The following is a 26,880-nucleotide window of genomic DNA, read 5'->3' on the forward strand; positions in this document are numbered from 1 at the left end:
TCCGGCGCGTGACGCCGGTGGCATGTGTCTTGCTTCTTGAATCTTTGGTGTCGAGCCTGGCGCGTGGCGCCGGAGCAAACAAAGGGTGGTTGTCGATGTACGCAAAACAGAAGATCTCGGTGGCGGTGGTGGCCTTGCTTGCCGCCAGCACGCTGGGTGCCGCGGCGAATGAAAAAGTCACCTTCGGCACCAACTGGCTGGCCGAGCCGGAACATGGTGGTTACTATCAGGCCGTGGCCGACGGCACCTACGCCGCCTGCGGCCTCGACGTCACCATCATGCAGGGCGGTCCGCAGGTCAGCGGCCGGCCGATGCTTTTGGCTGGCAAGATCGATTTCTACATGGGCGGCAATCTGCTGTCGGCCTTCGATGCCGTCCAGCAAGGTATTCCGATGCGCGTGGTGGCGGCGGACTTCCAGAAGGATCCACAGGTGATCATGTCCCACCCCGGCGAGGGGCTGGACAAGTGGGAAGATCTGAAGAATGCCGACCAGTACATACTGGGTGACGAAGGCGTGCAGACGTTCTTCCAGTGGATGGTCACCGCACTCGGCTTCGACGCCGCCAAGCGCGCGCCCTACACCTACAACACCGCTCCCTTCCTCGCCAACAAGAAGTCGATCCAGCAGGGCTACGTCACCTCGGAGCCGTTCGCGGTGAAGAAGGAAGGCGGCTTCGTGCCGAACCAGTTCCTGCTCGCCGACTATGGCTGGGACACCTACTCGACGACGATCGAGGTGATGCAGGACACGATCGACAAGAAGCCGGAGGTGGTCCAGTGCTTCGTCGATGGCTCGGCCAAGGGCTGGTACAAGTACCTCTACGGCGACAACAAGGCCGCCAACGACATGATCAAGAAAGACAATCCCGACATGAGCGACGAGCAGATCGCTTTCTCGATCGAGCAGATGAAGAAGTTCGGCCTTGCCGATTCCGGCGATACCGAGAAGCTCGGCATCGGCGCCATGACCGACGCGCGCATCAAGAGTTTCTATGACAAGATGGTCAAGGCCAAGGTTACGCCTGAAGGCATCGACATTTCGAAGGCCTATACGCTGGCCTTCGTCAACAAGGGCGTCGGGCTCGACCTGAAGAAATAGGCCAGCCTGAGCATGATAGGGGAAAAGGTGGCGCGAGCGCCGGCATCGGACGTCGCTCCGACCTTGCTGGCGCTGCGCGGCGTCGGCAAGGTGTTTTCCAACGGCGTGACGGCGCTGAGCGACGTCGACCTGACGATCCGGGAAGGCGATTTCCTCAGCCTGCTCGGGCCGTCCGGTTGCGGCAAGTCGACGGCGCTGCGACTGATCGCCGGCCTGTCGACGCCGACCTCCGGCGTGCTTGACTGGCGCGGCGGCGGTTCGCTCGACCGCGCCAATATCGGCTTCGTCTTCCAGGAGCCGACGCTGCTGCCCTGGGCCAGCGTCTTCGACAATGTCTGGCTGCCGCTCAGGCTGAAAGGCATTTCCCGCGCCAAGGCCGCCCCGGCGATCACGCAAATGCTGGCGCGGGTGCACCTGACCGGTTTCGAGGACGCCGTGCCGCGCGAACTGTCCGGCGGCATGAAGATGCGTGTCTCGATCGCGCGCGCCATGGTGACCAAGCCGCGTGTGCTGCTGATGGACGAACCTTTCGCAGCACTGGATGAGATCACCCGTTTCAAGCTCAACAACGATCTGCTGGAGCTTTGGCAGGACGAACGCTTCACCGTCGTCTTCGTCACCCACAGCGTCTTCGAAAGTGTGTTTTTATCCAACCGGGTCGTCGTCATGGCGGCGCGGCCGGGCAGGGTGTTCGACGAACTTGCCATCGAGGCGGCCTATCCACGCGACGAGGCATTTCGCACCTCGCCGGACTATGCAGCCCTTTGCCGTCAGGCTTCCGACGTGCTGGTCAATGCCATCAATTCAACAGCGGGCCCGCATCATGACGGTCATTGACGGCACGTTGAAACTCGACCCCGAGGAAGCGCGCCGCGTGCGCCAGGAGCGGCTCGAGCGGGTCGGCCGTTGGGTGCTGCCGCTGGCGATCATGATCCTGGCGATCTGGCTGTGGGACCGCACCTGCGTGTGGAACGAGATCCCGCAATATATCCTGCCGCGCCCCGGCGTGGTGCTGCAGACGCTCCACAACGATGCCGGCCTGCTGTTCTCCTCGCTGCTGGTCACCTTGCGCATCACCTTCCTCAGCCTGGCCTTGGCCGTCATCGGCGGCGTCGGCCTGTCGGTGCTGTTCGCGCAATCGAAATGGGTGGAGATGTCGTTCTTCCCGTTCGCCATCGTGCTGCAGGTGACGCCGATCGTGGCGATCTTTCCGCTGATCAACATCTATGTGAACAACCAGACGACCAAGCTTCTGCTGTGCGCCTGGATCGTCGCCTTCTTTCCGATCCTGTCCAACACCACGCTCGGCCTGAATTCGGTCGACCGCAATCTGCGCGACCTGTTCAAGCTCAATGGCGCGACGCGCTGGCAGCAGTTGCGCTATCTCAGGCTGCCGGCGGCGATGCCGTATTTTCTCGGTGGGCTGAAGATCGCCGGCGGCCTGTCGCTGATCGGCGCCGTGGTGGCCGAGTTCGTTGCCGGCGCCACCGGCCAGTCGTCGGGGCTCGCCTCGCGCATCATCGAGGCCGGCTACCGGCTCAACGCGCCAAGGCTGTTCGCGGCGCTGTTCCTGATCTCGCTGACCGGCATCCTGATCTTCCTCGTGCTGTCGCTGATTTCGCATCTCATTTTGCGGCGCTGGCATGAAAGCGCGCTGAAGCAGGAGCGGTAGGACCTTGATTCCGAACTCAGCTTCATACCAGCTCGCCAACGCCCGCCTTCATCGATCGCTGACGTCGGGCCTTGCCGCAACTTACGACAATGACGGTTTCACGCTGGCCGACGTTGCTATTGCAGACGGCAAGATCTCCAGCATTGCGGTGCATGGCAAAGCGAAGGCGCCGACGGAGGCTATCGACCTTGCCGGTCGCATCGTCTTGCCGTGCTTCGTCGACTGCCATACGCATATCGACAAGGGCCATATCTGGCCGCGAAAGCCCAATCCCGACGGCACCTTCATGGGGGCGCTCAACGCCGCCGGCGCCGACCGCGTCGCGCGCTGGAGCGCCGAGGACCTTGCGAAGCGCATGGATTTCTCGCTGCGCTCGGCCTACGCACATGGCACCAAAGCGCTGCGCACCCATCTCGACAGCGTCGCGCCTCAGGAGGAAATCTCCTGGCCGGTGTTCGAGACGATGCGCGAGACATGGCGCGGCCGCATCGAATTGCAGGGCGCCTGCCTGCTCGGCATAGAGGGCGTGCGCGACAAGAAATGGTTCGACAGGCTGGCGAAGCGGGTCGCCGCGGCCAAGGGGGTACTGGGTGTCGTCACCTATATGGTGCCGGATCTGGAGGAACTGCTCGACCATGTCTTCGCGCAAGCGATCAAGCATGGGCTCGATCTTGATTTCCATGCCGATGAGACCGACGACATCGCGGCGATCTCGCTGAAGAAGATCGCCGAGGCCGCACTTTGGAACGGTTTCGAGGGCAAGATCCTTGTCGGCCATTGCTGCTCGCTGGCGCGGCAACCCGACCTCGAGGTGCTGGACACGCTGGACAAGGTGGCGAAGGCCGGACTGGCGGTGGTGTCGCTGCCGATGTGCAATCTCTATCTGCAGGATCGGCGCGGGGACCAGACCACGCCGCGCTGGCGAGGCGTGACGCTGCTGCATGAGATGAAGGCAAGGGGCATTCCTGTCGCCGTCGCTTCCGATAACACGCGCGATCCCTTCTATGCCTATGGCGATCTCGACATGCTGGAGGTCTACCGCATGGCGACGCGCATCCTGCATTTCGATCATCCGGTCGCGGACTGGCCGCAAGCGGTCGCCGCGACGCCGGCCAAGGTGATGCGGCTCGATGGACTTGGCACGCTTGCCGCCGGCGGCGATGCCGATTTCATCCTGTTCAAAGGTCGAAGCTGGACGGAATTGCTGTCACGGCCCGAATCGGATCGCATCGTCGTGCGCGGCGGCCGCGCGATCGAGCGGCAATTGCCCGACTATGCCGAACTCGACGAACTGATGGTGGAATGATGGACGTTTCGGCGCTCAAACGCGATCTCGACGGGATAAAACTCGACGACAATCCGGCCATCGTCCAGCAGAAGAGCCGCGACTTCTACTGGTACAGCCCGGTGCTGAAACAGCAGCTCGACCATGTCACCGGTGACCTGATCGTGACGCCGAAGACCGAGGCCGAGCTGATCCGTGTGCTGGCCGCCTGCCACCGGCATGGCGTGCCGGTGACGCCGCGCGGCAGCGGCACGGGCAATTACGGCCAGGCGATGCCATTGTCTGGCGGCGTGGTGCTCAATCTTGCCGAGATGAACGAGATCAAGTCGATCGCGCCGGGGCGCGTGGTAACCGGGCCGGGCGCGGTGCTGGCCGATATCGACAAGGCCACGCGCGCGCATTCCGGGCAGGAGCTGCGGCTCTCGCCTTCGACCTACAACACTGCCTCGATCGGCGGCTTTATCGCCGGCGGCTCGGGCGGCGTCGGTTCGATCAATTTCGGCGGGTTGCGCGATTTCGGCAATGTGCTGCGCCTGCGCGTGGTGACGATGGAGGCCGAGCCGAAAGTGCTCGAACTCACCGGCGAGGACCTGCACAAGGTCACCCACGCTTACGGCACCAACGGCATCATCACGGAAGTCGAGATGCCGCTGACGGCGGCCTATGAGTGGGTCGACGTCATTGTCGGCTTCGATGCCTTCATGGACGCGGCGCGCTACGGCAATGCGCTGGCCTGCCAGGACGGCATCCTGACCAAGCTGATCACGCCGATCGCCGCCCCGGTGCCGCGGCTCTATTTCAAGCGCCACCAGAAATTTTTCAGGGAAGGCCAAAGCATCTGCGTCGTCATGGTGGCGCAGCATGGGCTGGATGCATTCCTCGCTTTCACCCGGCGCGCCGGCGGCGAGGTGGTCTTCAACGCCGCGACCGCGACGCCGGAGGAGAAAAAGGGCCTGCCGCCGGCCTATGAGCTGGCCTGGAACCACACCACGCTGAGGGCACTGCGCGTCGACCCCGACATCACCTATCTGCAGTCGCTTTATCCGTTTCCCAACCAGCTGGCGCTGGTCGAGAAGATGGATGCGATGTTTCCGGGCGAAGTGTACTCGCATCTCGAATTCGTGCGGCTGGACGGCAACATCACCTGTTTCGGCCTGCCGCTGGTAAAATTCACCACCGAGGCGCGGCTGAACGAGATCGTGCGCCTGCACGAGGACAATGGCTGCCCGATCTTCAACCCGCACCGCTACACGCTGGAGGAGGGCGGCATGAAGCAGACGGATGCCGTGCAGCTCGCCTTCAAGCGCGAGACCGATCCGCAAGGCCTGCTCAACCCCGGCAAGATGATCGCCTGGGAAAATCCGGACTATGATTATCGCTCCGGAAGGACCTTCCTGTTCAAGGGGCTGCAGAGGGTGGGATGATGCAATGACGAACGCCTGGCCTCGCCCTGACCTGCGGGATGTTGTCCCGTGAACATCCTCGTACTCTACGCCCACCCGGTCGAGACCAGCTTCAATGCCGGCCTGCACCGGTTGATCGTCGAGCGGCTGACGGCAGCGGGCCATAATGTCGACGACTGCGACCTCTATGCCGAGGATTTCGACCCGCGGCTAGTGCGCCAGGAGAGGCTGGATTATCACAACCAGCGCGGCTCCAAGGACCCGGCGGCGCCCTATGTCGAGCGCCTACTGCGGGCCGAGGCGCTGGTGCTTTCCTATCCGGTCTGGAATTACGGTTTCCCCGCTATCCTGAAAGGTTTTTTCGACCGCGTCTTTCTGCCCGGCGTGTCGTTCAGGCTGATCGACGGCAAGGTGCAGCCGTCGCTGCACAACATAAGGAAGGTCGCGACCGTCACCACCTATGGCGGCAGCCGGTTCCGCGCCATTGTGATGGGCGATCCGCCCCGCAAGCTGATCAAGCGCATGCTGCGCGCCACCGTAAAGCCCGGCGCGCCGGTGACTTACCTCGCGCATTACGCGATGAACCTGTCGACCGACCAAACACGAAAATCCTTCATGACGAAGGTGGCGGCGAGCATGGATGCATTCTGATGCGGGTCCTCGTGGTCTATTGCCATCCGGTGCCGGAAAGCTTTTGCGCCGCAATCCGCGACACCGCCCTGGATGTGCTCAAGGCAAGGGGCTGGGAGGTGCGGCTGCTCGACGTCTATGCCGAGAAATTCGACCCGGTGATGGGCTGCGACGAGCGGCGCAGCTACAACAATCAGGCGCCGCAGGACCCGGCGCTGAAGCTGCATTTCGAGCTGCTCGCCTGGGCCGAGGCGATCCTGTTCGTCTATCCGACCTGGTGGTACGGGCTGCCGGCGATGCTGAAGGGCTGGCTCGACCGGGTCTGGGCGACGGACGTCGCCTTCAAACTGCCGGCGGGCAAGGGGCGGATCACATCGCTGATGACGCATGTCAGCAAGGTCGGTGTCATCACCACCTGCGGCGCGCCGACCTGGTGGAGCGTCGTGGTCGGCCAGCCTGGACGCAAGACGTTGCTGCGCGGCATGCGGGCGCTGTGCGCGAGACGGTGCAGGACGTTCTTCCTAGCGCATTATCTGATGGACGCCTCGACGCCAAAGACGCGGGCGGCGTTTTTGGCGAAGGTGCGGACGAAGCTGGAGCGGTTTTGAGCGATGCGCGACGTTCCCTTCTCCCCTTGCGGGAGAAGGTGGCCTCGCGAAGCGAGGTCGGATGAGGGGTGCGCGAAGGAACTCTGCTTTGCAGTAATAAGCGCTTGTGATCCTTCGATCTTTTCACGGTGCGCTTCGTCACGCACCCCTCATCCGTGTCGGCGCTGCGCGCCGATCCACCTTCTCCCGCAAGGGGAGAAGGACAGGACTGCGCTACATCCTCGTCCTTTCCGCCTTTGGGTCATACATCGGCTTCAGCGAGGCCTCCGCTGCGAACCGCTCGCCGGCGATCTCAATCTCAAAGGTCGAGGCCAGCACATCCGCCTCGCTCTCGCCCTGGCACGGCACATAGCCGAGCCCAATCGCACCGCCGAGATAATGGCCGTAATTGCCCGAGGTGATCGGGCCGACGATCTTGCCGTCGCGCAGGATGGCTTCGTTGTGGAAGAGCAGCGGCTGCGGGTCTTTCAGCCGGAACTGCACCAGCCGGCGCTTCAATCCGGCTTCCTTCTTCTTCAGCACCGCATCGCGGCCGAGAAAATCGCCCTTTGCGGTCTTCACCGCGAAGCCGAGGCCGGCTTCCAGCACATTGTCCTCGTCGGTGATGTCGTGGCCGAAATGCCGAAAGGCCTTTTCGATGCGGCAGGAATCCAGCGTGTGCAGGCCGCAGAGTTTCAGACCGACATCCGCACCCGCCTCGTCGATCGCCTCGAAGACATGGGCGGCCTGGTCGGTCGAGACATAGAGCTCCCAGCCGAGTTCGCCGACATAGGTGACGCGGTGGGCGCGGGCCAGTCCCATGCCGATCTCGATCTCCTGAAACGTGCCGAACGGATTGTTCTCGTTGGAGAAATCGTTGGGGCTGACTTTCTGGATCAGCTTTCGCGCACCCGGACCCATCAGGCAGAGCACGCTTTCGGCCGCCGTGACATCGGTGATGACCACGAACTCCTCGCCGACATGCCGGCGCAGCCAGGCCAGATCGCGCTGTAGCGTGGCGCCTGGAACGACGAGGAAGTAGGCCGTATCCGAGAGCCTGGACACGGTGAGGTCGCTCTCGATGCCGCCGCGCTGGTTGAGCATCTGGGTGTAGACGATCTTGCCCGGCGCCACATCCATATCGTTGGCGCACAGCCTCTGCAGGAAGGCACAGGCATCGCGGCCCTCGATACGGATCTTGCCGAACGAGGTCATGTCGAACAGGCCGACCTTGTTGCGGACCGCCAGGTGCTCGTCGCGCTGGTTGTCGAACCAGTTCTGCCGCTTCCAGGAATAGCGGTATTCGCGCTCCTGTCCCTCGCGGGCGAACCAGTTGGCTCGCTCCCAGCCGGCGACCTCGCCAAACACGGCGCCGCGCGCCTTCAGTTGCTCATGCAGGGGCGAGCGGCGCACACCGCGCGATGTCACCATCTGCCGATAGGGGAAATGGTCGGCGTAGAGCAGGCCGAGCGTTTCGGAGACGCGCTGCCTGAGATAGCGGCGGTTCTTCTGGAACGGCTGGGCGCGGCGGATGTCGACCTCCCATAGGTCGAAGGGCGCTTCGCCATCGTTGATCCACTGCGCCAGCGCCATGCCGGCGCCACCGGAGGAGACGATGCCGATCGAATTGTAGCCGGTCGCCATCCAGTAGCCTCGCAATTCCGGCGCCTCGCCGAGATAATAGCGGTCGTCAGGCGTGAAACTTTCGGGGCCGTTGAAGAAGGTGTGGATACCGGCGGTGGCCAGCATCGGCATGCGGTTGACACCCATTTCGAGGATCGGCTCGAAATGGTCCATATCATCGGGCAATTGGTCGAAGCAGAAATCCTCGCGGATGCCGTCCATGCCCCAGGGTTTTGCCACCGGCTCGAAGGCGCCGAGCATCATCTTGCCGGCGTCTTCCTTGTAGTAGGCGCACTCATCCGGAACGCGCAGCACCGGCAGGCGGGAGAGGCCGGGGATCGGCTCGGTGACGAGATAGAAATGCTCGCAGGCGTGCAGCGGAATGGTGACGCCGTTCTGGGCACCGAGTTCGCGGGCCCACATGCCGGCGCAATTGACGACGATGTCGGCTTCGATCATGCCTTGTTCGTCACCCTGCGCCCACGACACGCCGGTAACGCGGCCATTCCTGGTGTGGACTTTGGTGACCTTCACATTCTCGACGATGGTGGCGCCGCGCTGGCGTGCGCCCTTGGCCAGGGCCATGGCGATGTTGGCGGGGTCGCACTGGCCATCGAGCGGCAGATGCACGGCGCCGACGACGTCCGAAACATTGAGATGTGGATACATCTGCTTGACTTCATTCGGCGAAGTCTCGCGCACGTCAACGTCGAAGGCGCGCGCCAGCGATGCCTGCCGGTAGATCTCGTGCTTGCGCTCCTCGGTCAGCGCAACGGTGATCGAGCCGACCTGGCGCATGCCGGTGCCGACCTCTGTCTCGGCTTCCAGCTTGACGTAGAGGTCGGCCGAATATTTCGCCAGCCGCGTCATGTTCTGCGAACCGCGCAACTGGCCGATCAGACCGGCGGCGTGCCAGGTCGTGCCCGAGGTCAGTTGCTTGCGTTCCAGGAGCACGATGTCGGTCCAGCCGAGCTTGGCCAGGTGATAGGCGACAGAACAGCCGGAAACCCCGCCGCCGATGATCACCGCGCGGGCCTTGGCAGGGACGGTCTTGGTCATGCGGCCTCGCGGCGATAGGTGGAAGCAAAACGGCGCAGCCGAGCGGCCGCTTCCTGCAGTACGGGCTCGGGCTGGCAGAGGCTGATGCGGATGTGGCCGGCGGCGGCTTTGCCGAAGCTGGAGCCGGGCATCACGCCGACCTTCTCCTGGTCGAGAAGGGCCCAGGCGAATTTTTCGTCGTCGGGTTCGACATCGGATATGTCGAGCATGACATACATGCCGCCTTCGGAACCGTGCACGCTGACATTGTTCATGCCGCGCACGGCATCCAGCAGGACGGTCCGGCGCGCCGCGTAGCGCTCGGCGATCTCCTTGACGCCGTAACGGTTCTCAAGCGCCTCGGCGCAGGCGATCGAGATGAAGGCCGGCAGGCCGTAGGTCGTCACTAGATTGAGGTTGATGAGCAGCGTGATCATATCCTGCGGACCGGTCAGCCAGCCCATGCGCCAGCCGGTCATGCCATGGCTCTTGGACATGGAATTGATGACCAGCGTGCGCTCGGCCATACCGGGCAGTGAGCGTGGCGAGACATGCTCGCCGCCGCCCAGCGTCCAGTAGACCTCGTCAGACAAAAGCCAGAGATCGTGCTCCCTGCAGATTTGCGCCAGCTGTTCCAGCCGCTCGCGCGAATAGACCGCACCCGTCGGATTGTTCGGCGTGTTGATCAGGATGGCGCGCGTGTTGGGCTTGAGGGCCGCGCGGATCATGTCGGCGCGGGGTTGAAACCCATCCTCGGCCGGCGTCTCGACGACGGTGAAACTGGCGCCGGCGGCGCTGAACGTATTGGGATAGGTGGCATAATAGGGTGCCACCACGATGGCGTGGTCGCCCTGGTCGAGAACGGCCTGCACGGCCGCATAAAGGGCGGCCTGGCCGCCCGGCGTGGCGATGACTTGATCAGGCGTCGTCTCGACGCCGGTGCAGGCGCTGGAGGCGGCCGCCATGGCCTGGCGCAGGCGCGGCAGGCCGGGAAGCGGGGTATAGTGGTGGTTGCTGCCGCGAACCGCGGTCACGCAGGCCTCGATCGTTTGCGAAGGCGTGTCGAAGTCGTGGTCGCCGACCGACAGCATGATGATGTCTTCGCCGGCTTCCTTGCGGGTCCAGGCGGCGAAATGAACCTCCCAGCCATCCTTGCCCGAAGGCACGATGCCGGAAATGCGAGACGATGGTCTGGGCATCACTGAACTCCTGATATCTGGTAGCCGGCCTGTTCGAGCCGGCCGCGCAGTGCGGCGATATGGGCGGGGCCGACTTCGCAGCAGCCGCCGACGATGTCGGCGCCTGCCTGCACCCAGCCGATCGCTTGCTCGGCATAGGCGTCTGGGCCGAGGTCGTGGCGGGCGTGCAGCACATCGACGGTACCGCCATGCTTCAGCGCCTCGGTGGAGGTGAAGCCATTGGCATAGGCGCCGACCGGGCCGCCGAGGTCGATCAGTTCAGGCAAGGCGGCGGCGATCGCTTCCGGCCGGCAGCAGTTGAGCAGCCGCGCCGCTATCGGCATGCCATCGAGCGCGTTTGCCGCGGCGGCTATTGTTTCACCGCTGCGCAGTCGCGGCGCGCCGTGATCGGCGAGCGTCCACGACACCCAGACCGGCTTGCCGCTTTCCGATGCCGCGGTGACGGCCGCGCGCGCCTCATCGGCAGAGGCCATGGTTTCGCAGAGGAACAGATCGACGCCGTCGGCCTGCTCCGCGACGATGCGGCGGTAGATGTCGAGCGTCTCCTGGTAGGAAATGGTCAGCGCCGGGGCGTAGCTGCCGAAAAGCGGCGACAGACAGCCGGCGATCGCTGCCTCGCCGGCTTCATCACAGGCCTGCCTGGCCAATTCGATGCCGCGCTTCTGCAACGGCTTGAACAGGTCCTCGGCCCCCTCGCGCGCCAGGCGTTCAGGTGTCGCCGAATAGGTGTTGATGGTGATGACGCGCGCGCCGGCGCGGATGAATTCGGCATGCAGGTCGCGCACCAGATCGGGCTCGTCGATCAGGACCCTGGCCGACCACAGCGGCGTCGGCTCGGATTTGCTGCGCCGGACCAGCTCCTGGCCCATGCCACCATCGGTGAGGATGACATTCTTCATGCGCGCAGCCTCTCGTTTCTGGGATCCCAGAGCGGCTCGTCCTTCTGCACGACCGCCTGGAAACGATCGCCGAAGATTTCGACCTCGACGGAGGTGCCGGGCTCGGTCAAATCCATCCGCAGCATGCCGAGCGCGATCGACTTGTCGATGCGGTGGCCCCAGCCGCCTGACGTGGTCTCGCCGACGATCTGGCCGCCATGCCACAGCGTCGACATGTAGGGCGCGTCGCAATCGCCGGGGTTTTCGACGACCAGCGTGACGAAGCGCTTCTTCACGCCTTGCTGCTTCTCGTTCTGCAGCGCGGCCTTGCCCCGGAAATCGGGCTTCTCCCATTTGACGAAGCGCTCGAGCCCGCCCTGCAGGATGGAATAGTCGGTCGACAGATCACCCTTCCAGGTGCGGTAGCCTTTTTCAAGCCTGAGCGAATCCAGCGCGTACATGCCGAAGGGTTTCAGCCCGTGCTTCTGCCCGGCCGCCCAGATGGCGTCGAAGATGGTGGCGGTGTCGCCGGTCTTGGTGTGGATTTCCCAGCCGAGTTCGCCTCCGAAGGAGACGCGAACGAGCTTGGCCCAGCGGCCTGTTATCTCAGTTTCCTGATGCGTCAGCCACGGCAGAGTGAGATCGGCGTCGCAGACATCGGCCAGGATTTTCCGCGAATTGGGACCGGCCAGGATCTGGGTGGAATAGTCCTCGGTCCGGTCGGTCAGGGCGAAGGCCGCATCCCCCGGCATGCGGGATTTCAGCCATTCGAAATCATGCCATTGCGCGACCGCCGCTGTGATCAGCGTCATCTGGTCCTCGCCGTGGCGAACGACCGACATTTCGGTGACGATGCGGCCCTTGTCGTCGGCGAAATAGACGAGGCCGATGCGGCCGGGCCTCGGCACCAGGCCGGTGACCTGCAGGCTCAGCCATTCGGCGGCGCCGGGGCCCTCGAGGTTGAAGCGCGAGAAGCCGGGCAGATCGAGGATGCCGGCGGCGTCGCGCACTGCCAGGCATTCTTCGCGCACGCGCTGTTGCCAGGGTCCGTCGCGACGGAAGGTCAGTGTTGCCTCCTCGGAAATGTCGTCGCCGGGTTGCGCGTACCAGGTGGCGCGTTCCCAGCCATTATAGGCGTCGAAGCGACCGCCAAGTGCCTTGGTGCGGTCGTGGATCGGCGACAGCTTGCGGTCTCGCCCTTCCGGCCAGGCATGGCGCGGGAACTGGATGGCGTATTCATTGCCGTAGATTTCCATGCCCTTGGCGATGCAATAGTCCGGCGCCGAGGCAAAGGATGTAAAGCGGCGCGGATCGCAGGACCACATATCCCATTCGGTCTGGCCCTGGGTGACCCATTCGGCCAGCACCTTGCCGGCGCCGCCGCCCTGGGCGATGCCGAAGGTGAAGACGCAGGCCTCGAAGGCGTTGGGCACACCGGGCATGGGGCCGATCAACGGATTGCCGTCCGGCGCATAGGGGATCGGTCCGTTGATGACCTTGGACAAGCCGGCCGTGCCCAGGATCGGCACGCGGGCGACGGCGTCTGCCAGATAATGTTCCAGCCGGTCGAGATCGTCGGGGAAGAGCTGGAAGGAAAAATCCTCCGGCATCGGATCGTTGTGATCAGCCCAGTGCGCACGGCAATTGCGCTCATAGGGGCCGAGATTCATGCCGGCCTTTTCCTGGCGCAGATAGTAGGACGTATCGACATCGCGCAGCAGCGGCAGTTTCTTGCCCTGTTCCTTCGACCATGCGGCGAGTTCGGGGATTTCCTCGAACAATATGTACTGATGGCTCATCACCATCATCGGCACTTCGCGACCGACCATCCTGCCGACTTCGGCGGCACGGTAACCGGCGGCGTTGACAACGATCTCGCAGCGGATCTCGCCCTGCGGTGTGGCCACCACCCATTCGTCCTTCTCGCGGCGCACGCCGGTGACGGGACAGAAGCGGATGATTTTCGCACCCAGGTCGCGCGCGCCCTTGGCCAGCGCCTGGGTCAATTGCGCCGGGTCGATGTCGCCGTCGCTCGGGTCATAGAGCGCGCCCTCCAGGTCGTGCGTCTCGATGAAGGGGTAACGGCCCTTGATCTCGTCGACGCCGACCACGTCGATATCCATGCCTTGGTAGCGGCCCATGCCCTTGGCGCGCTGGAATTCCTGCATGCGCTCTTTCGTATGGGCAAGGCGCAGCGAGCCGGTGACGTGGTAATTCATGGGATAGTCGACCGCGTCGGCCAGCCCGCGGTAAAGCTCGGTCGAATAGCGCTGCATGTTCATCAGCGACCAGGACGAGGAGAAGGTCGGCACATTACCGGCTGCATGCCAGGTCGAGCCCGATGTCAGCTCGTTCTTTTCCAGGAGCACGCAGTCGGTCCAGCCCGCCTTGGCGAGATGATAGAGCGAGGAGGTACCGACGACGCCACCTCCGATGATCACCACGCGCGCCGTGCTCGGCAAACCCGCCATCTTCTTCTCCCAGAAATGAAGCGCGTTGCGCTTCCTTTTTTGTTGTGATGCATGTCGTTATCCCAAAACCGCTGCACAGTTTTGGGCGACATGCATGTCAATAAACCGGCGGCGAAACCACCCAGATGACAACCGCCGGCTCGGTGCCTGGATTGCGCCAGCGATAGGGCTTGCCTTCGAAGCGGAAGGAATCGCCTTCGCCGAGCCGGTGCCAGACGCCCGCAATCTCGATCTCGAAAATACCCGAGGCGAGATATCCGGCTTCCTCGGTCGGCCGCAGCTGCTCGGTCTTCATCTCCGCGCCCGGCGCGAAGATCGAGCGCACCATCTCGAAGCTACCACCGAGATCGGGCGACAGGAGTTCTTCCACCAGGCCGGATTCGCTGGTGCCAAGCGTGCGGCGCCTGCCGGCGCGCACCACCACGCCGCGCTCGCTTTCGACCGGCACGTCATGGCTGAAGAACAGGCTGATCGGCACACCGAACAGTTCGGCGAACGCCCTGAGGTCGCTGAGCGACGGCGTCGACAGGCCGCGTTCGACCTGGCTGACCCAGCCGACCGAACGGCCAAGCTTCAGGGCGATTTCGGCGAGCGTCAGCCCGCGTGCCCGGCGCAGCGCCCTGATATCGCCGGCCAGCACACGTTCGTCAGGTCCCTGCAATGTTCGTGCGGTAGGAGACGCCAAAACGCTCACTTCATGAAAAATTCAATCCGAATTTCATGAGAAATCAAGCTCATGAAAAAATCAAGTAGATTTTCACCAATGCTCAAGATTTGCTTGCAGGATTTTGACGGTTCATGCAAAGGCTCCGCCGCAAGCGGCGAGTGGGGACGTCCGATCGACGCAATGGCTAAGGGACGGCCCATGTTGGAAAAGAAGGCTCGAATAGCGGATGAGGCCGAGATCGTCGACGAGGCGATCGTGTCGCGCCGTTCGGTGCGCGCATTTCTGCCCGACATGGTCGACGACAACACCATTCGCGACATTCTGGCGGTTGCGGCACGCGCGCCGTCCGGCACCAACATGCAGCCATGGCGGGTCTACGTCACCAAGGGCGAGACCAAGCAGCGTATATCGGACGCCGTTCTGAATTCCGGTATCCGCGCCGAAAAGGCCGACTGGGACGAGTATCGCTACTATCCCACCCAGTTCTTCGAACCTTATCTGACGCGGCGACGCGCTAACGGTTTCGGCCTTTACGGCGCGCTCGGCATCGGCCGCCGCGAGGTCGACAGGATGCGTGCCCAGCACGACCGCAACTTCGTCTTCTTCGACGCGCCGGTGGGCATGATCTTCACCATTGACCGCCGGCTCAACCAGGGTTCGTGGATCGACTACGGCATGTTCCTGCAGAACATCATGGTCGCTGCGCGGGGCAGGGGCCTGCACACCTGCCCGCAGGCCGCCTTCGCGCCCTATCATCGGCAGATCCGGCCGGTGCTCAACATTCCCGACGAGGAGATCGTCGTCTGCGGCATGGCGCTCGGCTATGAGGACACCTCCAAGCCGGAAAACGCCTTCCGCACCGACCGCGTGCCGCTGGAAGAGTGGGTGTCGTTCAGCGAATAGAGCGGTCGCCGAAGGAAATCGGCGGCGTATGGTGGCTATTCCGTATTCATCTGCATGCCATGTCCGCTGACATGGGCGCCGTCCCGCGGTGTCAGCTTGAGATAGGCAAACAGCGCGCAGAGCGTGATGATGCCCTCGATCGCGAACAGGATCCGGAAATCATTGGTCACGGCAGGCCCGCCGCCGGCCAGGAACGATAGCATGGCCGCCGCCAGGCCGACGCTGACCGCCACCGCGAGCTGCCAGAGGATGTAGTAGAGCGCGCTGAAGCGGGCGAGCTGGTCGGGGGCTATGTCGGAATAGGCGAGGTTGCCGGTCGAGGCCCATTGGACGGACCGAAAAACGCCGAAAGCAAAGATATAGCCAAGCACGATCCACACCGGCGTCGTCGCCTGCATCAAGGCAAAGCCGGCGACCATGGCGGCAACGACAGGCGTGTTGAAGACCAGGACAAGGCGGAAGCCGAACCGGTTGAGGACGCGCGGCATGAAGAAACGCATGATCACCGAGCCGAGCGCGGCAACGAAGGTCAGCGATCCCGCCTGCACCGCGCTCATGCCGAAGCCGAGCTGGAACATCAGCGGCAGCAGGAAGGCGACGGAGCTCAGCCCGATCGTGTCCAGCCCGCCGCCGGTGAGGAAGGAGATGCGGAAGGTGCGGATGCGCAGGAGCTTGAGGTCGAGCAAGGGATTTGGCACGCGCAGGCAGTAGAGCGAGGCAACCGACAAGATGATGACCGCCAGCGCCAGTTCGCCGGCAATCATGCCGCCGGCGGCGTCCTTGGCAGCAAGCGAGTCCATGCCGAACACCAGCAGGATCATGCCGCTGCCGACCAGCAGGAAGCCTGGAAAATCGAACCGCGTGCGAACGGGCTTGGTCACCGTCGGGAACAGCGAGGCGGCAAGGACCGCCGCCGCCAGCGCGAACGGGACGTTGATGAAGAAGATCCAGCGCCACGAAATGTAGGTGGTCAGCGCGCCGCCGACGAGCGGCCCGACCAGCGGTCCCGTCTGGCTGGCGACCGAGATATACATGTTGATCTTCAGCGTCCGGTTGCGCGGAAAGCTCGACAGGATGACGACCTGGCCGAGCGTGCCCATCAGCGCCCCGCCAAATCCCTGCAGCGCGCGGGCGCCGACCAGTGTCCAGATGTTATCAGACAGGCCGCAGAGCGCCGAGGAGGTGGCGAACACCAGCAAGGCAAAGCAGTAGACGTTGCGCAGGCCGAAGCGGTCGGCCGCCCAGCCGCCGAGCGGCATCGAGATGATCAGGCTGGCGACATAGACGGTGATCAGCAAACCGAGCTGGCTCGGCGGGCGGGCGAGGCTTTCGCCGATACCGGGCAGCGCCGTCACCACGACATTCTGGTCGAGGCTGGTCATGAACACACCGCAAGCGACCGTCAGCGGCAGCAGGAGCAAGGCTCGGGCCGACACATCGGCGCGATCCGTGGCGCCGGCGGATAGTTCTGCGGTCATGGGAATGTTCGAACCAAACGAATGTGCCGAGCCTGAGACGGGATTTTTATCCCTTGGGCCGATCTGGCGGCCACGTTTTCCACCATGGCCGCCCACTGTGCGATTCTCTAGCGGCAGAACCGGCCGGCATTGAGGCCAGAAGCGATGTCGCGCCGCTCAGCCTGCTCAACCGTCAAGCAGATGCTGAATCCGCGACCGCAGCCATTGGTGCGCCGGGTCGCCGTCGCGTCGCTTGTGCCAGATCTGCGTGAACTGAAAGGCCGGGATTTCGAAAGGCGGGGCGAACACGCAAATCCGATTGTCCGGCGCCGGAAGTATCCGGCTGGCGATGGTAAGAACCAGGTCGGTGCCGGCGATCAGGTGTGGCCCGACGCCCCAATGCGGGATGATGAGGCAGAGCCGCCGCTTGCGGCCCAATCCGGCCAGGGCCTTGTCGACCTCGCTCTGGCGCTCGGGCCGCAAATCGACCAGCGCGTGCGGCCGTTCAAGATAAGTCGCTAGATCCATCGTCTTTCTGCCGCCAAGACTTGCCGCATCGGCGAGACAGGCAAAACGCTCGTCGAACAAGCGATGCGAGCGCACGGATCGATCCAGGTCGGGAAAGACGCCAAAGGCCAGATCGATCTCGCCGTCGACGATTTGCGAAACCATGACCTCGCGGCTCGCCTGGCTGACCATGAGATCGACCTGCGGTGCCTGCGCCCGCATGAGCGGCAGCAGGGCCGGCAGGATGACCGCCGCGCCATAGTCCGACATGGCGAGCCGAAACGTTCGGCGCTCCGTTGCCGGGTCGAAGCCAGCCGGCGCCAGAAGGTGCCGCATGCGATCGAGTGCCTCGGTGAGCGCCGGGCTGATTTCCATGGCGCGCGCCGTCGGCTCGAGACCCCCTTGCCGCCTCACCAGCAGCGGGTCATCGAGAAGGTGACGCAGCCTGGCGAGCGCATGGCTGACAGCGGGCTGACTCTTGTTCAAGCGGATTGCCGCCCGCGAAACGTGGCGTTCGGCCAGCAAGGCCTCCAGTACGACGAGCAGGTTCAGATCGATAGCGGCCAGATTATTCATTTCATGCATACTATGTGTACGACAATCGAATTTCCATATGTGAACCTGATGATGTAGTCGGCCATGATCGATATGGAGACAATCTCATGGCCAGCACCTTTTCCTTTCTGATCGCCGCCCTGCTGGCAGGGACCGCCGTTCCCTTCCAGGCTGGGGCGAACGCCATGCTTGGCCGCCTGCTCGGTCACCCGCTCTGGGCAACCTTCGTTTCTCTGGGTGTGAGCGCCGTGTTGATCGTCCCGGTCATGATAGGCTTCAAGCTGCCCGTTCCCGCCGTCGGGATGGCAGTCAAAGGTCCGTGGTAGATCTGGATCGGCGGTGCGGCAGGCGTGGCCTACATCACTGCCGCATTGCTTCTGGCACCGAAGCTCGGTGCCGCGAGCTTCATCGTTGCCGTGATTGCAGGCCAGATGGCCGCGTCATTGGTCATCGATCATTTCGCCTTGATGAGCTTTGCCCATCGGCCAGTGACCGTCGCTCGTTTCGCCGGACTTGCGCTGATCATTGGCGGGCTCGTGGTGACGCAATGGGCAAGCACGATTGCGCCACGGGCAAGCCAACTCGACTTCAATCCGGACCAAAAAGGAGATAGCAAATGAAACCTCAGCTCGTCCTGCGAGTGGCGCGGCCGACCAACGATCTGGCGGCGGTCATCCGTTTCTACCGGGATGGTCTCGGCCTTCAGGAGCTGTTTCGCTTCAGCGATCACGATGGCTTCGACGGCGTCATGCTCGGGCAGCCCGGCGACGCCTATCATTTCGAATTTACCCACGCCCATGGTCATGAAGCGGGCAGGGCGCCCACAGCAGACAATCTGGTTGTCTTCTATATGCCGGATCGTGACGCCTGGGAGGCGGCCATCCAGCGCATGAAGGACCATGGCTACGCTGCGGTGCCGTCCTTCAATCCCTTTTGGGACAGGCAAGGCATCACCTTCGAGGATTGCGACGGCTATCGTGTTGTCCTGCAGAACACCGACTGGCACGCCGTCGCGCAGCAATCCTAGCCGGCACCGGAGGAGGTGGCCCTACTGCACCTCGTAGCCGACTTCCTCGCTGGCATGGCAAAGCGCCTTCCAGAACGAACGCGCGAAGGAGCGGAAGACGTAGATGTCGAACTGGTCGGCGCCGGTGCGCTGGATCTGGGCGAAGACGTCGTGGTGAGCCGTCGAGCGGCCGGCGCCGACCGGGAAGGCCGGCAGCGCGAAGTCGATGGCGAAGAATTTCGCCAGCACCCATTCGGCCTTCGGCCCGGCGATGCGGATGGCGGTGCGGCCATGCGACAGATCAGTCACCGTGCCGATGGCCGGTGTCACCGCCTTGGCGAAGGCAGCGGCCAGCCCTTCGGCCTCGTCGGCCACGGTGAATTTTCCCGGCGCGAAGCCGAACACCGATTTCACGCCGTCGCTCGAGCCGCCGCCGGCGCCGTCGGGCAGCGCCAACCCGGTGACAGTGCGGATGGCAGCGATCAGTTTCTTCTCCTCGCCCGGCCAGGCGGCGAGCTGCACGATCGAGCCCGGCCTGGTCTCGGTCAGCAGGATCTCGACGCCATGCTCGAAATTGCCATGCGAGCCGACATGGAACTCCGGCTCGAGGGGGGATTGGCGCTCAACCATGCATGCGGGTCCCTTCCGGATCGTAGAAATGGTTGGAGACGATCTCGACCGGTCCGAACCTATTGCGCAACGGATCGGAGACATGGGCACGCGTGCCGTGCCTGGCCTTGCCGGCCTGGACCAGCGCCAACGCGATGTGCTTGCCGAGTGCCGGCGAATAGCAGCAGGCGGTGATGTGACCAATCGAGCCGTGCGGATTGGTCTCGTCCAACGCCTCGACAATGTGCGCGCCGCCATTTAGCGGCCGGTTGTCGAGCGCGATCAGGCCGACCAGTTCCAACCGGTCGGACGCGATCAGGCCTTCGCGGTCCATCATCGCCGAGCCGATGAACGGCTTCTTCTTCGACAGCATCCAATCGAGATGCAGGTCACGCGCCGTGGTGCGGCCGTCGATCTCGGCACCGGTGACATGGCCCTTTTCGATGCGCATCGTGCCCAGCGCCTCGAGCCCGTAGGTGACCAGCCCGAACGGCTTGCCGGCCTCGATCAGCGCTTCCCAGACATGGATGCCGTGGCCGGCGCCGGAATAGACCTCGAAGGCCATTTCGCCGGAGAAGGAAAGCCGGCAGATCATCACCGGCACGCCCGCTATCTGGCCATGGACGATGCCCATGAAGGGCAGTGTCGCATTGTCGACCGCGGTGCCGGTGACGCAGGCGGCGAGGATCTGCCTGGCTTTCGGGCCGCCGATCGCCGCACCCGCCCATTCGTCGGTCACCGAGGTGACGTGGACCTTGAGGTCGGGCCAGATCACGTCGAGGAAGTATTCAAGATGCTGCATCACCTTGCCGGCATTGGCCGTGGTGGTGGTCATCAGAAAATCCTGTTCGCCCAGTCGCCAGGTGGTGCCGTCGTCGAAGGCGAAGCCGTCCTCACGCAGCATCAGCCCGTAGCGCGCCTTGCCGACGGCGAGCGTCGAAAACATGTTGGTATAGACGCGGTCGAGAAACGCTGCGGCATCGGGGCCCTGCACGGCGATCTTGCCCAGTGTCGAGACATCGACGATGCCAGCACTTTCGCGCGTCGCCTTGGCTTCGCGCACATAGGCCTGCTCGATCGTTTCGCCTGAAAGCCCGTAGATCATCGGCCGGTACCAGAGGCCGGCGGAATACATGGTCGCGCCATTGGCGAGGTGCCAGTCATGCATCGGCGTCAGCCGTTCGGGCTTCAGGTCGCCAAAGCGCTCCGCCGCCAGCGAGCCGATCGACACCGGCGCAAAGGGCGGCCGGAAACGCGTCGTGCCGACTTCCGGGATCGGCTTGCCCAGCGCCTCGGCCATGATGGCCAGGCCGGGAACATTGGAGCTCTTGCCCTGGTCGGTGGCCATGCCGAGCGTGGTGTAGCGCTTGAGATGCTCTACCGAGACGAAGCCTTCGCGGTGCGCCAGCCGGACATCCTCAGCCGTCACGTCATGCTGGAAGTCGACAAAGCTCTTGCCCTTGGCCCTGATCTCGAAGACAGGCGCCGGATCGGGATCTCCGTGGACGGCTTCGACCGTGGGCAATGCCGCCGGCGTGCTCGTTCCGCCGGCTGCTGCAAGGCCGGCGGCGCGGCCTTCTGCGATCGCCTCGGCCGTGGAAAAACTGCCGGTAAAAGCGCCGGCCCCGATCCATTGCTGCGCCGGCTTCGGCGGCAGGAAGGCCTGGCGTGCGGCATTCCATTCCGCTTTGGCGCCGGCCTGGCTGGCCAGATGGATGGTCGGCGACCAGCCGCCCGACATCAGCAGGCAGTCGGCATGGATGCTGCGCTCATCGCCGGTGAGCGCGCCAGTGACCATGTCGAAACGCTGCACCTTGACGCCGGAGAGCGCCTTGCCGCCCTCGGTGGCGACGACGGCGTGGCCGGCAAAGATCTCGGCCTCGGCCTCCGTGGCCAGCTTGCGCATCTCTGGCGAAAGCTCGGACCTGACGTCGGCGATGGCGACGATCGCCGCACCGGCCTTCTTCAGGGCGATGGCCGCGCGATAGGCGCTGTCATTGTTGGTGAACAGCGCGATCCGCTCGCCCGGCAGCACGCCGAACTCGTTGGCATAGCGCTCCGCCGCATGCGCCAGCATCACGCCCGGTCTGTCATTGCCCGGGAAGACCAATGGCCGTTCGAAGGCGCCGGTGGCCAGCACCACGGATCTGGCACGGATCGCCCAATAGCGATGGCGCGGTTCGCCCTTGGCGGGTTGTTCCTTGTGGTCGCTGACGCGTTCGAGCGCGGCAAGCGTGTTGTTGTCGTAGTAGCCCCATACCGTGGTGCGCGGCAAAAGCCGGACGTTGTCGCGGCCTTCGAGCTGGGTGACGGTGCGCCGCGCCCAATCGGCGGCCGGCGCGCCATCGATGGTTTCGTTCGACCAGTTGGTCGAGCCGCCAAAACGCGGCTCGAGATCGGCCAGCATGACGCGCGCGCCCTGATCGGCGGCCGCCTTGGCGGCCATCAGGCCGGCCGGCCCAGAGCCGACCACCAGCACGTCGCAAAAGGCGTTCATGCGTTCGTAGTGGGCGGGATCCTTCGCTGATCCGGCACTGCCGAGACCAGCGGCGCGGCGGATGAAGTGCTCGCAGAACATCCAGAAGCGCGTGCCTTTCAGCGGACCGATCACCGGCCCCATGAAGGTCTTGTAGTAGAAGCCGGCCGACAGGATCTTGCCGCCGAGCTGGTTGACGGCATGGATGTCCCAGGCCAGCGAAGGGAAGCGGTTCTGGCTGATCGCCACCAGCCCGTCATGGATCTCGACCATGGTCGCTGGAATGTTAGGCTCGCGCACCTCGCCCTTCAGCACCGTCACCAGCGCATTGGGCTCCTCCACGCCCGCGGTCAGCAGGCCGCGCGGACGGTGGTATTTGAACGAGCGGCCGAAAAGCGTGACGCCCTTGGCCAGGAGGGCGGAGGCCAGCGTGTCGCCGGCATGGCCGGTATAGGCAACGCCGTCGAAGCTGAAGCGAATCGTCTTCAGCCGGTCGATGCGGCCGCCAGTGTCGGTGCGGCGCGGGCTCATGCCTTGTCCTCCGCCTTGCGGCGCGCGGCCGAGGCATGATCACCGCGCACGAAGGCGACGCTCGAAATCTCATGCGTCAGCGTGTTGCGCACGACGCGCAGATGCGCGCGGCAACCGCCGGAATGCTGCCAGATCTCATTGTGGTCGCCGGCCGGATTCAGCCGGTCGTAGACATAGGCGTTCCACGCCTCGAAATTCTGCGAGGCCGGGTCGGGACGTTCACGGTTGCCGTCACCCTGATAGGTGAATTCGATGACGTCGCGCGGGCCGCAATAGGGACAGGTGATCAACATCGGATTTTCCTAATGCAGCCTTGCTTAGTGAAGTCTGGGGTTCGCGCCCTGGCCCTTGTCGTCGATGACGAGGCCGCGGTGGAAGCGATCGAGGGTGAACGGCGCGTTGAAATCGTGTGGCTCATCCTTGGCGATGGTCCAGGCAAAGGTCCAGCCGGAGGCCGGCGTCGCCTTGAAGCCGCCATAGCACCAGCCGCAGTTGAGATACATGCCGGGCAGGGGACCGGTTGTGATGATCGGCGAACCGTCCATCGACATGTCGCAGACACCGCCCCACGAACGCAGCATGCGCACACGCGCAAGGCCCGGAAACAGTGCCAGCATCTCGCTCATCACCTCGTCGACGATGGGCAAGTTGCCGCGCTGCGCGTAGCTGTTGTAGCCGTCGATATCGCCGCCATAGACAAGGCCGCCCTTGTCGGACTGCGACATATAGAAATGGCCCATGCCGAAGGTCACGACCGTGTCGATGAAGGGCTTTAGCGATTCCGTCACGAAAGCCTGCAGCACATGGCTCTCGATCGGCATCGTTTCGACGCCGGCCAACTGCATGACGCGTCCGGTGCTGCCGGCCACGGCGACCGCCACCTTCCTGGCCCTGATGTCGCCGCGCGACGTGGTGACGCCGATGACGCGATCGCCATCGCGCAGGAAGCCGGTGACCTCGCAATTCTCGATGATGTCGACGCCGCGCCGGTCGGCGCCGCGCGCATAACCCCAGGCCACCGCATCGTGACGGGCGGTGCCGGCGCGCCGCTGCATCAGGCCGCCGACCACCGGAAAACGTGCATCGCTGGAGATATCGAGCGCCGGGATCAGGCGTTTGATCTGCGCCGGCGTCATCAGTTCGGCATCGACGCCGAGATGGCGCATGGCATTGCCGCGCCTGGCATAGTCGTCGAACTGCGCCGGCGTGTGCGCCAGGTTCAGGCAGCCGCGCTGCGAGAACATGACGTTGTAATTGAGTTCGTGCGACAGGCCTTCCCACAGCTTCATCGAATGTTCGTAAAAGCGGGTGTTGGCGGGCAGCAGATAGTTCGAGCGCACCGCCGTGGTGTTGCGGCCGACATTGCCGGAGCCGAGCCAGCCCTTTTCCAGCACGGCGACGTTGGTGATTCCGTGCTCCTTGGCCAGATAATAGGCGGTCGCCAGCCCGTGACCGCCGCCACCAATGATGATGACGTCATAGGAAGCCTTCGGGTCCGGCTTGCGCCAGGCCGGCTTCCAGTCCTTGTTTCCCTTGAGCGCGTTCGCGAGCAGCGAAAAGGCCGAGTACTCTGCCATCATTGTCATCCGGTTCGGGCGATGCGGCAGACTATAGAGCAGGCTGCATCCGCAAAGCCAATATTGCGCCATGGCCTTTCGACTGGCCGACGCTCGGATCGCGATCGGATCGCCATCGGATGCGACGGCTTGCCCCACGATATGGCCGTCTTTATCAAGGACAGGCTTTTTAAATGCCTTTGCCGCCGTGAGTCGCCTATAGTCATGCTTTTGAGATTGCTTCGCCTCATTTTGGTTTTCACGCTGGTCATTTCGGCGTCGCCTTCGTTCGAGGTGATGGCGCAGGCGCTTGGCCAGGGCTCCGTCGGCCTGGTCACTGATCAGCAGAAAGTCATCCAGGGCCTGACGGCCAAGACCGACGATCTCGAGAAGAAAATCCAACAGGACGCTGAGGACGATGCCTCGCTCGTGGATATCCGTCTGCAACTTGAGGATCTGTCGCGAGCGGCACTGACCAGTGCGCTGGCGTTTCGCTCGCGCCTCACCGACATCAACAATCGCATCGAGGTGCTCGGCCCGCCGCCGGCAGCGGGCCAGCCGCAGGAGCCCGACATCGTGACCGGCGAGCGCCAGGCGCTGGCGTCGGAAAAGGCCGAGATCAACTCGGTCGTCGCCAGCGCGCAGAACCTGTCGATCCGCATCAGCGGGCTGGTCGACAAGATCGGCAACATGCGCAGCGCGCTGTTCCGCAACCTTTTGACCAAGCGCTACGTGCTGTCGGACGCGCTGAGCCCGCAGGTCTTCTCCGACGCCCAGGAGGAATACGCCAACTTTTACAAGGCGGTGTCGTCCTGGCTGAGCTTCGCGTTCAAGTTCAAGTTCCAGGCCATCCTGGCGGCAACCTTCGTGGCGCTCGGCCTGGCGCTGGTGCTGCTGGTCGGTGGCCGGCGGCTGTTCGGGCGGGTGTTCGAGGCCGATCCCGCCAACCAGGACCCGTCCTATCTCAGCCGTCTGTCGGTGGCCTTCTGGTCTACCATGCTGCCGACCCTGGCGGTCGGCGTATTCCTCGCCTCCACGGTGTTCTTTTTCAATTATTACAATGTGTTGCGCGGCGACATCGGAGTCTTTCTGAATGCACTGGCAACCGCTATCGGGGTGATCTTCTGCGTCAACCGGCTGACCAATGCCGCGCTTGAGCCGCAGCTGCCGAACTGGCGCCTCATCCCGGTCGAAACCGGGGCGGCGCGCTGGCTGGTGCGCCTGTCGACCGCCATGGCGGTCGTCATCAGCGTCAACACCTTCCTGTCTGTCGTCAACGACAAGATGGGCTCGCCGCTGTCGCTGACCATCGCGCGCAGTTTCGTCGCCACCATCGTCGTCGGCATCATCCTGATCCTGATGGCCATGCTGCGGCCGTTCAGGGCACGCGACGGAAGCTGGCGGCCATGGCCGGCATGGCTGCGCTATCTGGCGCTGGCGCTTGGACTGTTCACCATCATCGCCGCGCTGCTTGGCTATATCGGCCTTGCCCTGTTCGTCTCGCTGCAGGTCGTGGTCACCAGCACGGCGCTGATCACCGCCTATATCGGCTTCCTGTCGGCGCGGGCGATCGGCGAGGAAGGGGCGTTCGCCAACACCACGGTCGGGCGCTGGCTGTCGACCCATTCCAGCTACGAGGACACGGCACTCGATCAGCTCGGCCTCGTCGTCAGTGTTGCCATCAACCTGTTGATAGTGCTGGTTTTCCTGCCGCTTATCCTGCTGATGTGGGGGTTCCAGCCCGGCGACATCCAGGCCTGGGCCTACAAGCTGGCGACCGGGATCAATATCGGTTCCGTGACGATTTCGGTCACCGGCATCCTTTCGGGCATCGTCGTCTTCATCATCGGCTATTTCCTGACGCGATGGTTCCAGGGCTGGCTCGACGGCTCGGTGATGGCGCGCGGCAAGGTCGATACCGGCGTGCGCAACTCGATCCGGCTGGCCGTCGGCTATGCCGGCGTGGCGCTGGCGGGGCTGGTCGGCATATCGGCGGCGGGCATTGATCTTTCCAGCCTCGCTCTGGTCGCCGGTGCCCTTTCCCTGGGTATCGGTTTCGGCCTGCAGAATGTCGTCTCCAACTTCGTCTCCGGCCTGATCCTTTTGGCCGAGCGGCCGTTCAAGGTTGGCGACTGGATCGTCGCCGGCGACGTCAGCGGCACGGTCAAGAAGATCAGCGTGCGCGCCACCGAGATCGAGACTTTCCAACGGCAGTCGGTGATCCTGCCCAATTCAAACCTGATCAACAACGCCGTCGGCAATTGGACGCACCGCAACAAGCTCGGCCGTGTCGAGATCAAGGTCGGCGTCGCCTATGGCAGCGACGTCAAGCAGGTGCATGCCATGCTGCTGGAAATCGCGCGCAGCCATGCGATGGTGCTTAAGAACCCGGAGCCCTTCGTGCTGTTTTCCAATTTCGGCGCGGCCGCGCTGGAGTTCGAAATCCGCGTGTTCCTGGCCGATATCATGAACGGCAGCGTCGTGCAGAACGACATTCGTTTTGCCGTGCTGGAGACATTCAACGACCAGCATATCGAGATCCCGTCGACGCCGCGCGCTGTCGTCGAGGTGAACAAGCCCAAGGCCTGGCCAACCGACGACGACAAGATCGAGGCCGACTTCGCCGAACAGGAACAGGCGAAGGTGGAAGCCGCGGCCGAAGCGAAAAGGCTCGCCAAATCCGGACGCAAGGCGCGCAAGCCCGATCCCAGCTAGGGTCGGTTCCCG

The 26,880-nt window shown here is 63.8% G+C and carries 21 protein-coding genes and 1 pseudogene; 11 read left to right on the plus strand and 11 right to left on the minus strand.

The window, feature by feature from the left end; genetic code table 11:
• Window positions 1-95 precede the first annotated feature (95 nt).
• From CK227_RS21105 to CK227_RS21135, 7 genes are read left to right on the plus strand one after another with little or no spacing between them, the layout of a single operon-like run.
• Window positions 96-1,100 carry an ABC transporter substrate-binding protein gene (locus CK227_RS21105; RefSeq protein WP_095773117.1) on the plus strand — a complete coding sequence of 335 codons (1,005 nt, stop codon included), beginning with the start codon at window positions 96-98 and terminating at the stop codon, window positions 1,098-1,100.
• Window positions 1,101-1,112: 12 nt separating this feature from the next.
• Entirely contained in the window at window positions 1,113-1,937 is an 825-nt protein-coding gene (locus CK227_RS21110; protein ID WP_095772986.1) for an ABC transporter ATP-binding protein, read from the plus strand.
• A complete protein-coding gene (locus CK227_RS21115) occupies window positions 1,924-2,772 on the plus strand; it encodes an ABC transporter permease (protein ID WP_095772985.1) in 849 nt (282 codons plus the stop codon). The genes CK227_RS21110 and CK227_RS21115 overlap by 14 nt, the downstream gene beginning before the upstream one ends.
• A gap of 4 nt (window positions 2,773-2,776) precedes the next feature.
• Complete coding sequence (locus CK227_RS21120; protein WP_095772984.1) at window positions 2,777-4,078, plus strand: cytosine deaminase; 1,302 nt, start codon at window positions 2,777-2,779, stop codon at window positions 4,076-4,078.
• Window positions 4,078-5,481: an FAD-binding oxidoreductase gene (locus tag CK227_RS21125; RefSeq protein WP_095772983.1), complete on the plus strand. Its 1,404-nt coding sequence runs from the start codon at window positions 4,078-4,080 to the stop codon at window positions 5,479-5,481. Before CK227_RS21120 ends, CK227_RS21125 begins: the two co-directional genes overlap by 1 nt.
• A gap of 48 nt (window positions 5,482-5,529) precedes the next feature.
• A complete protein-coding gene (locus tag CK227_RS21130) occupies window positions 5,530-6,111 on the plus strand; it encodes an NAD(P)H-dependent oxidoreductase (protein ID WP_095772982.1) in 582 nt (193 codons plus the stop codon).
• Entirely contained in the window at window positions 6,111-6,698 is a 588-nt protein-coding gene (locus CK227_RS21135; RefSeq protein WP_095772981.1) for an NAD(P)H-dependent oxidoreductase, read from the plus strand. The genes CK227_RS21130 and CK227_RS21135 overlap by 1 nt, the downstream gene beginning before the upstream one ends.
• 213 nt (window positions 6,699-6,911) lie before the next feature.
• Here CK227_RS21135 and CK227_RS21140 read toward each other — a convergent pair whose 3' ends face one another.
• From CK227_RS21140 to CK227_RS21160, 5 genes are all read right to left on the minus strand, one after another.
• Complete coding sequence (locus CK227_RS21140) at window positions 6,912-9,359, minus strand: FAD-dependent oxidoreductase (RefSeq protein ID WP_095772980.1); 2,448 nt, start codon at window positions 9,357-9,359, stop codon at window positions 6,912-6,914.
• The gene (locus CK227_RS21145; RefSeq protein ID WP_095772979.1) at window positions 9,356-10,537 is read right to left on the minus strand and encodes a pyridoxal phosphate-dependent aminotransferase; all 1,182 of its coding nucleotides are present in this window, start codon (window positions 10,535-10,537) and stop codon (window positions 9,356-9,358) included. The genes CK227_RS21140 and CK227_RS21145 overlap by 4 nt, the downstream gene beginning before the upstream one ends.
• Complete coding sequence (locus tag CK227_RS21150; RefSeq protein WP_095772978.1) at window positions 10,537-11,436, minus strand: homocysteine S-methyltransferase family protein; 900 nt, start codon at window positions 11,434-11,436, stop codon at window positions 10,537-10,539. The genes CK227_RS21145 and CK227_RS21150 overlap by 1 nt, the downstream gene beginning before the upstream one ends.
• Window positions 11,433-13,886 (minus strand): FAD-dependent oxidoreductase, encoded by a 2,454-nt coding sequence (locus CK227_RS21155; protein WP_095772977.1) that lies wholly within the window; start codon window positions 13,884-13,886, stop codon window positions 11,433-11,435. Before CK227_RS21155 ends, CK227_RS21150 begins: the two co-directional genes overlap by 4 nt.
• A 97-nt stretch (window positions 13,887-13,983) precedes the next feature.
• On the minus strand, window positions 13,984-14,547 hold the full coding sequence (locus CK227_RS21160; protein ID WP_095772976.1) for an XRE family transcriptional regulator: 564 nt from the start codon (window positions 14,545-14,547) through the stop codon (window positions 13,984-13,986).
• Between the two features lie 204 nt (window positions 14,548-14,751).
• On the opposite strand from CK227_RS21160, the gene CK227_RS21165 reads away from it, so the two are divergent.
• Complete coding sequence (locus CK227_RS21165; RefSeq protein WP_179296433.1) at window positions 14,752-15,456, plus strand: nitroreductase; 705 nt, start codon at window positions 14,752-14,754, stop codon at window positions 15,454-15,456.
• A gap of 35 nt (window positions 15,457-15,491) precedes the next feature.
• Here CK227_RS21165 and CK227_RS21170 read toward each other — a convergent pair whose 3' ends face one another.
• Window positions 15,492-16,934, minus strand: coding sequence for an MFS transporter (locus CK227_RS21170; protein WP_095772974.1), 1,443 nt, complete (start codon window positions 16,932-16,934; stop codon window positions 15,492-15,494).
• Window positions 16,935-17,099: 165 nt separating this feature from the next.
• Window positions 17,100-17,996, minus strand: a complete 897-nt coding sequence (locus CK227_RS21175; protein ID WP_095773116.1) for a LysR family transcriptional regulator — start codon at window positions 17,994-17,996, stop codon at window positions 17,100-17,102.
• A gap of 86 nt (window positions 17,997-18,082) precedes the next feature.
• On the opposite strand from CK227_RS21175, the pseudogene CK227_RS21180 reads away from it, so the two are divergent.
• Window positions 18,083-18,595, plus strand: a pseudogene (locus tag CK227_RS21180) (DMT family transporter).
• Window positions 18,592-19,002, plus strand: a complete 411-nt coding sequence (locus tag CK227_RS21185) for a VOC family protein (protein ID WP_095772973.1) — start codon at window positions 18,592-18,594, stop codon at window positions 19,000-19,002. The pseudogene CK227_RS21180 and the gene CK227_RS21185 overlap by 4 nt, the downstream one beginning before the upstream one ends.
• Window positions 19,003-19,023: 21 nt before the next feature.
• Here CK227_RS21185 and CK227_RS21190 read toward each other — a convergent pair whose 3' ends face one another.
• The 4 genes from CK227_RS21190 to CK227_RS21205 are packed head-to-tail and all read right to left on the minus strand — an operon-like array spanning window position 19,024 to window position 24,174.
• Window positions 19,024-19,611, minus strand: a complete 588-nt coding sequence (locus CK227_RS21190) for a sarcosine oxidase subunit gamma (RefSeq protein ID WP_095772972.1) — start codon at window positions 19,609-19,611, stop codon at window positions 19,024-19,026.
• On the minus strand, window positions 19,604-22,597 hold the full coding sequence (locus CK227_RS21195) for a sarcosine oxidase subunit alpha (RefSeq protein WP_095772971.1): 2,994 nt from the start codon (window positions 22,595-22,597) through the stop codon (window positions 19,604-19,606). The genes CK227_RS21190 and CK227_RS21195 overlap by 8 nt, the downstream gene beginning before the upstream one ends.
• Window positions 22,594-22,890, minus strand: coding sequence for a sarcosine oxidase subunit delta (locus CK227_RS21200; protein WP_095772970.1), 297 nt, complete (start codon window positions 22,888-22,890; stop codon window positions 22,594-22,596). Before CK227_RS21200 ends, CK227_RS21195 begins: the two co-directional genes overlap by 4 nt.
• A gap of 24 nt (window positions 22,891-22,914) precedes the next feature.
• Window positions 22,915-24,174 carry a sarcosine oxidase subunit beta gene (locus CK227_RS21205; protein WP_095773115.1) on the minus strand — a complete coding sequence of 420 codons (1,260 nt, stop codon included), beginning with the start codon at window positions 24,172-24,174 and terminating at the stop codon, window positions 22,915-22,917.
• A gap of 204 nt (window positions 24,175-24,378) precedes the next feature.
• Here CK227_RS21205 and CK227_RS21210 point away from each other — a divergent pair, with 204 nt between their 5' ends.
• Window positions 24,379-26,868 carry a mechanosensitive ion channel family protein gene (locus tag CK227_RS21210; protein ID WP_095772969.1) on the plus strand — a complete coding sequence of 830 codons (2,490 nt, stop codon included), beginning with the start codon at window positions 24,379-24,381 and terminating at the stop codon, window positions 26,866-26,868.
• The last annotated feature ends 12 nt before the right edge of the window (window positions 26,869-26,880 follow it).

This window comes from Mesorhizobium sp. WSM4308 (genome assembly GCF_002294905.1).
In the GTDB taxonomy this organism is placed as follows: domain Bacteria; phylum Pseudomonadota; class Alphaproteobacteria; order Rhizobiales; family Rhizobiaceae; genus Mesorhizobium.